We start from the raw sequence: 6,493 nt of genomic DNA, 5'->3' as shown, positions 1-6,493 counted from the left end.
ACAGCCGGTGCGCCGGCCCCGCTGCCGCGCGCGGCGGTGCATGCGCGCGGCGCGGCAGCCCGCGTGCTGCTGGTGGAGGACGACGACAGCGTGCGCGCCACTGCGGCCGCGCTGCTCGACGACCTGGGCGCCAGCGTCACCGCAGTGGCGTCGGAGCACGACGCGCTCGCCTGCATGGTGGCGCACGGCCCGTTCGACCTGCTGCTGTCGGACGTGATGCTCGGCCCGGGCGGCGACGGCATCGCGCTGTGGCACCGCATCGCGCATGACTGGCCGCAGCAGCGCATCGTGCTGAGCTCGGGCCTGCCGCCGGAAGTGCATGCACGGCGCGCCGACTGGCCGGACGCGRCCGCCTTCCTGCCGAAGCCGTTCACGCGCAAGAGCCTGGAGGCGCTGATCGCATGAATCTTCACCGCCTCGACCTCGTCTCGCTGCAGCTGTTCAGCCTGGTCGCGCGCAGCGGCAGCATCAGCCAGGGCGCCGCGCTCGCACACCTCGCGGTGGGCGCGGCCAGCAAGCGCATCACCGACCTGGAGGCGGCTGTCGGCAGCACGCTGCTGGAACGCCATTCCCGCGGCGTCACGCTGACGGCCGCCGGGCAGGCGCTGCAGCAGCATGCGCAGCGCATCCTGAGCGATGTCGACCGGCTGGCGGCCGACCTCTCCGACCACGCGGCCGGGCTGGTCGGCGTGGTGCGGCTGTGGGCCAACACCTCGGCGATCACGCAGTTCCTGCCGCCGGACATCGCCGCCTTCGTCGCGCAGAACCCGGGCATCCGCATCGAGCTGGAAGAGGAAGACAGCAGTGCGGTGGTGCAGGCCGTGCTCGACGGCCGGGCCGACCTGGGCATCTTCGCTGACCGCACCGCCACGCACGGGCTGCACACGATGAACTACCGCGAGGACCGGCTGGTGCTGGTGGTGCCGCGCGGGCATGCGCTGGCGCGCCGGCGCAGCCTGCGCTTCGAGGAGCTGCTGGACTGCGATTTCGTGAGCCTCTCGGAAGGCACCTCGCTGGCGCGCCGGCTGCACACCGAGGCGCAGGCGCTCGGGCGCCAGCTGCGGCTGCGCATCCGCGTGCGCAGCTTCGACGCGATGTGCCGCATGGTGGCCGCCGGCCTCGGCATCGGCGTGCTGCCGCGCGATGCGATCCTGCCGCACCTGCGCTCGATGGACCTGCGGCAGGTCGGCCTCGCGGACGACTGGGCGCGCCGCAAGCTGCTGCTCGGCGTGCGCGATGCGGCCGCCGTGTCGCGCCACGTGCGGCTGCTGATCGACCACCTCGATCCGGGTTGACCCGCGGCCGCTTTCGCGAACCGCGAAAGCTCGCTGCACGCCTTTGCCATTCCCCATCGCCGGGCCGGTTTCGACAATGGCCCGATGAACACACCCTCCCCCGCCCCCGGCGCATTGCACGGCGTGCGCGTCGTCGAGATGGGCCAGCTGATCGCCGGCCCGTTCGCCGGCAAGACGCTCGGTGAATTCGGCGCCGACGTGATCAAGATCGAACCGCCCGGCAGCGGCRACCCGCTGCGCAACTGGCGCCTGCTGAAGGACGGCACCTCCGTGTGGTGGCAGGTGCAGTCGCGCAACAAGCGCTCGATCGCGCTCGACCTGCGCGACRCCGAAGGCCAGGAAATCGCACGCCGGCTGATCGCGCAGGCCGACGTGCTGATCGAGAACTTCCGCCCCGGCACGCTGGAAGGCTGGGGGCTCGGCTACGAGGCCCTGTCGGCGCTGAACCCGGGTCTCGTGATGCTGCGCATCTCCGGCTACGGCCAGACCGGGCCGTACCGCGACCTGCCCGGCTTCGGCGCGATCGGTGAAGCCATGGGCGGGCTGCGCCACCTGACCGGCGAGCCCGGCCGCGTGCCGGTGCGCTGCGGCATCTCGCTCGGCGACACGCTGGCCGCGCTGCACGGCTGCATCGGCGTGCTGACCGCGCTGTACCACCGCCAGGCCCACGGCGGGCGCGGCCAGGTGATCGACGTGGCGCTGAACGAGGCCGTCTTCAACGTGATGGAAAGCCTGCTGCCCGAGTACAGCGCGTTCGGCGCGGTGCGCGGGCCGGCCGGCAGCGCGCTGCCCGGCATCGCGCCGTCGAACGCCTACCGCTGCCGCGACGGCGTGGTGCTGATCGCGGGCAACGGCGACAGCATCTTCAAGCGATTGATGCAGGCGATCGGCCGCGAGGAGCTGGGCAACGATGCAGGGCTCGCCGCCAACGCCGGGCGCGTGGCGCGCGTGGCCGAGCTCGATGCCGCCATCGAGGCCTGGACCGCGCCACGCGACGTGGCCGACGTGCTGGCCGTGCTGGGAGAAGCGCGCGTGCCCTGCGGCAAGGTCTACACCGCGCAGGACATCGCCGAAGACCCCCACTACCGGGCGCGCGACATGCTGCTCGCGCAGACCACGCGGGCCGGCGACACGCTCGAGGTGCCGGGCATCGTGCCCAAGCTGATGTCCACCCCCGGCAGCGTGCGCAGCTCGGCGCCTGGCCTCGGCGACGACACCGACGCGGTGCTGCATGAACTGGGGCTGCGCGACGGCGAGATCGCCGCGCTGCGCGAACGGGGGGTGGTGGCATGAGCAACAGCATCTGGAACGGCAACGACCGGCGCCTGCGCCTGTGCGAGGTGGGCATGCGCGACGGCCTGCAGATCGAACCCGTTTTCGTGCCGACCGAAGACAAGATCACGCTGATCGATGCGCTGTCGCAGGCCGGCGCGGCCAAGATCGAGGTCACCGCCTTCGTCTCGGCGCAGGCCATCCCGGCGCTGCGCGACGGCGAGGTCGTGATGCGCGAGATCGCGCGCCGGCCCGGCGTCGTCTACAGCGCACTGGTGCCCAACGTGCGCGGTGCGCAGCGCGCGATCGAGGCCCGCACCGACGAGCTGAACCTGGTGATGTCGGCCAGYGAGAGCCACAACCTCGCCAACCTGCGGATGACGCGCGGGCAGTCGTTCGCCGCGCTGTCGCAGGTGGCCGCGCTGGCGCGCGAGGCCGGCGTGGCCGTCAACGTCTCGCTGTCGTGCTGCTTCGGCTGCCCGATGGAAGGCGAGGTGCCGGCCGGCACGGTGCTGGACTGGTGCGAGCGCTTCGTCGACGAACTCGGCGCGCAGGGCGTGACGCTGTGCGACACCACCGGCATGGCGTACCCGCCCCAGGTGCAGGCGCTGGTGCGGGGTTTCCGCGCGCGCTGGCCGGGCACCGCGCTGACGGTGCACTTCCACGACACGCGCGGCCTCGGCCTCGCGAACCTGCTGGCCGCGATCGAGGCCGGTGCCGACCGCTTCGACGCCTCGCTCGGCGGCCTGGGCGGCTGCCCGTATGCGCCGGGTGCGAGCGGCAACGTCTGCAGCGAGGACATCGTGCATGCGCTCGCGCTGATGGGCTACGACACCGGCGTCGACCTGCCGGCGCTGCTGGCGGCCGCATCGCGCCTGCCGGCGCTGATCGGCCACGCGCTGCCCGGCCAGGTCGTCAAGGCCGGCCGGCGCCTCGACCTGCATCCCTTGCCCGCCGACTTCGAGGCCACGCGTGCACGCGCGCTGGCCCGCGGCTGAACCCGATCACGACACAGGAGACATTCCATGAACCGCACGTTGCACGCCATCGCCCTGTCGCTGGCCGCCCTCTCGCTCCCGGTGCTGGCCGCCGCCCCCTATCCCTCCAAGCCGATCACGCTGATCGTGCCGACCGCCCCCGGCGGCACCACCGACCTGGCCGCGCGCATGCTGGCCGAGCCGCTGGGCAAGGCGCTCGGCCAGACGGTCGTCGTCGACAACCGCGGCGGCGCGAGCGGCGGCATCGCCGCGGTGGCCGTCAAGCGCGCCGAGCCCGACGGCTACACGCTGCTGATGCAGTACTCCGGCTACCACGTGATCACGCCGCACCTGATGAAGCAGTCGCAGTGGGAGCAGCGCGACCTGCAGCCGGTGGCCAATGTGCTGAACGCGCCGCAGCTGGTCGTCGTGCGCGCCGGGCTGCCGGTCAAGACGCTGGCCGAGCTGGTCGCCTATGCGAAGCAGAACCCCGGCAAGCTGAGCTTCGCGTCGTCGGGCAATGGCTCGCTGCAGCACGTCACCGGCGCGATGCTCGCGCAGCAGGCCGGCGTGCAGATGACCCACGTGCCGTACAAGGGCACCGGCCCGGCGCTGCAGGACCTGCTGGGCTCGCAGGTCGACCTGAGCTTCGGCACGCCGCCACCGTTCCTCCCGTTCGTGCAGTCGGGCAAGCTGCGCGCGCTGGCCGTCACCGGAGCGCACCGGCTGCCGTCGCTGCCCGACGTGCCGACCGCCGCCGAAGCCGGCCTGCCCGGGCTGGACGCGACCTCGTGGTTCGCGGTGTTCGCACCGGCCCGCACGCCGGCCGCGGTGGTCGACAAGCTGACGCGCACGATCGCGCAGGTGATGGCGACGCCGGCCTTCAAGCAGAAGGCCGCCGAACAAGGGGCGACGGCCGACTACCTGGCGCCGACGGCATTGGGTGACCTGGCGCGCAACGAACTGGTGCGCTGGGGCGAGGTGGTGAAGAGCGCGCACATCGAGGGCGACTGAGTGTCGATTCCTGGAGGCCTGGTTCGTCGTGAGGAAGAAGGCACCGAGAATCGCGGTGCCGTTCACCTCAACCCACCTCCAGGAGAACCTCCATGCGCCTTGCCCTGTCCTTCGCCGGCCTGCTGATCGCCGGCACCGCCCACGCCGCCCCGGTCACCTACAAGATCGACCCCGACCACACCTTCCCGAGCTTCGAGGCCGACCACATGGGCATCTCGGTGTGGCGCGGCAAGTTCAACAAGAGCAGCGGCACGGTGCACTACGACAAGGCCACCGGCAGCGGCGACCTGGAGATCACCGTGCTGCCAGGCAGTGCCGACTTCGGGCAGGACGCGCTGAACAAGGTGGCCCAGGGCAAGGAGCTGTTCGACGTCAAGAAATTCCCGAAGGCCACCTACAAGGGCAAGTTCGACAAGGTGGTCGGCGGCGTGCCGACCGAAGTGGCCGGCGAGCTGACGCTGCATGGCGTGACCAAGCCGGTGACCCTGAAGCTGAACTGGCTCAAGTGCATCCCGCACCCGATGCTCAAGCGCGACATGTGCGGYGCCGACGCGATCACGACGATCCAGCGCGACCAGTTCGGCATCGACGCCGGCAAGGACTGGCACTTCAACATGGATGTGACGCTGCGCATCCAGGTCGAAGCGGTCGCCACGCAGTGACGTTCTTCAGGGCTTGCTCGACAACGAGCGGGCCATCTCCAGGTGGTGCTGCAGCCCCGGCAAGGTCTTCTGCGCGAAGGCCTTCACGTCGGCATCCTGGGCTTCCTTCGCGGCCTGCTCGAACAGCTTGACCGCGTCCTCGTGCGCCTTCACGCCGAAGGCCTTCACATAGCGCTCGTCGAACTTCGCGTCGGCGCCGGCGTCGATCAGCTTCAGCTCGCCCTTCTGCGTGATCGACGGGCCGGTCGGCAGCTCGACCTTCTTGCTCGCGGCGAGCGCCTTCAGCTCGTCGGCCACCTTCGTGTGGTCGTCGATCATCGTCTGCGCGAAGGTCTTCACGTCGGTGCGTTGCGCCTTGGTCTGCGCCAGCTTGCTGGCCTCGATCTCGGCGTTGCCGGCCTGCGCGGCTTCCTTCATGAACGATGCGTCCGAACGGGCGTGCGCAGCGGTGGCGGCGAGGCCGCAGACCGCACCGGCGATCAGCAGCGTGGTGAATCGCCGGGTGGTGAATCGTGTGAGCAGTTTCATCGCGGACTCCTCTTCAGGGACCAATGAGGCTTCCAGTCTGGGAGCCGCCGCGCGCGCCGGCTGTCGGCCCGTTCCGAGTTCGCCGTAGGAGAATGGCGATCATGGTCGATACCCCTGCTTTCGGCATCCACACCATCGACACCGGCTTCCACCGCCCGGCCTTCGATGCCTGCTACCTGGTGGTCGAGAACGGCCGCGGCGCGTTCATCGACACCGGCACCACGCACTCGCTGCCGCGGCTGCTGGCAGCCGTCGAGGCGGCCGGGCTGCAGCGCAGCGCTGTCGACTGGGTCATCGTCACCCACGTGCACCTCGACCATGCCGGCGGCGCCGGTGCGCTGATGCAGGCGCTGCCCGACGCGAAGCTGCTGGCCCACCCGCGCGGCGCGCGCCACATGATCGAGCCGCTCGCGCTGCTGAACGGCGCCCGCGCGGTGTATGGCGCGCAGGAGGTGACGCGGGCCTACGGCGAGGTGGTGCCGGTGCCGGCACAGCGCGTCGTCGAGAGCCATGACGGCATGGTCGTCGAGCTCGCCGGCCGGCCGCTGGTGCTGATCGACACGCCGGGGCATGCCCGCCACCACCACTGCATCTGGGACGAGCGCAGCCGCGGTTTCTTCACCGGCGACACCTTCGGCCTCAGCTACCGCGAGTTCGACACCGCGCAGGGCCCGTGGCTGCTGCCCACCACGACGCCGGTGCAGTTCGAGCCCGAGGCGCTGAAGCAGTCGGTGCAGCGCATGCT

Annotated in this window: 8 protein-coding genes; 7 read left to right on the top strand and 1 reads right to left on the bottom strand. The window is 71.2% G+C overall.

Annotated features, from left to right (window positions below):
• From AC1D12_RS21015 to AC1D12_RS20990, 6 genes are all read left to right on the top strand, one after another.
• A partial coding sequence (locus AC1D12_RS21015) for a response regulator (protein ID WP_477842623.1) occupies positions 1 to 405 on the top strand: 405 nt, incomplete at its 5' end.
• Positions 402 to 1,295 (top strand): LysR substrate-binding domain-containing protein, encoded by an 894-nt coding sequence (locus AC1D12_RS21010; protein ID WP_477826912.1) that lies wholly within the window; start codon positions 402 to 404, stop codon positions 1,293 to 1,295. The genes AC1D12_RS21015 and AC1D12_RS21010, both read left to right, overlap by 4 nt.
• A gap of 84 nt (positions 1,296 to 1,379) precedes the next feature.
• Entirely contained in the window at positions 1,380 to 2,588 is a 1,209-nt protein-coding gene (locus tag AC1D12_RS21005; protein WP_477842621.1) for a CaiB/BaiF CoA transferase family protein, read from the top strand.
• Complete coding sequence (locus AC1D12_RS21000; RefSeq protein ID WP_477826914.1) at positions 2,585 to 3,565, top strand: hydroxymethylglutaryl-CoA lyase; 981 nt, start codon at positions 2,585 to 2,587, stop codon at positions 3,563 to 3,565. The genes AC1D12_RS21005 and AC1D12_RS21000 overlap by 4 nt, the downstream gene beginning before the upstream one ends.
• Before the next feature lie 27 nt (positions 3,566 to 3,592).
• Entirely contained in the window at positions 3,593 to 4,558 is a 966-nt protein-coding gene (locus AC1D12_RS20995; RefSeq protein ID WP_477842620.1) for a Bug family tripartite tricarboxylate transporter substrate binding protein, read from the top strand.
• Positions 4,559 to 4,650: 92 nt separating this feature from the next.
• Entirely contained in the window at positions 4,651 to 5,220 is a 570-nt protein-coding gene (locus tag AC1D12_RS20990) for a YceI family protein (protein ID WP_477842618.1), read from the top strand.
• Between the two features lie 6 nt (positions 5,221 to 5,226).
• On the opposite strand, the gene AC1D12_RS20985 is transcribed toward AC1D12_RS20990, so the two are convergent.
• Positions 5,227 to 5,748 (bottom strand): DUF4142 domain-containing protein, encoded by a 522-nt coding sequence (locus AC1D12_RS20985; protein WP_477842616.1) that lies wholly within the window; start codon positions 5,746 to 5,748, stop codon positions 5,227 to 5,229.
• Positions 5,749 to 5,849: 101 nt separating this feature from the next.
• Between AC1D12_RS20985 and AC1D12_RS20980 the strand changes: the two genes are divergently transcribed.
• On the top strand, positions 5,850 to 6,493 hold a 644-nt coding region (locus AC1D12_RS20980; protein WP_477842614.1), incomplete at its 3' end, for an MBL fold metallo-hydrolase.

This window comes from Rhizobacter sp. P1_G5 (assembly GCF_056405435.1).
Note: the sequence above shows the minus strand (reverse complement) of the source record. Positions and strands in the feature narration are given on the sequence as shown.

Coding starts and splice junctions, on each gene's coding strand:
- AC1D12_RS21010 (WP_477826912.1), top strand. CDS start 402: ATGAATCTTCACCGCCTCGACCTCGTCTCGCTGCAGCTGTTCAGCCTG.
- AC1D12_RS20995 (WP_477842620.1), top strand. CDS start 3,593: ATGAACCGCACGTTGCACGCCATCGCCCTGTCGCTGGCCGCCCTCTCG.
- AC1D12_RS20985 (WP_477842616.1), bottom strand. CDS start 5,748: ATGAAACTGCTCACACGATTCACCACCCGGCGATTCACCACGCTGCTG.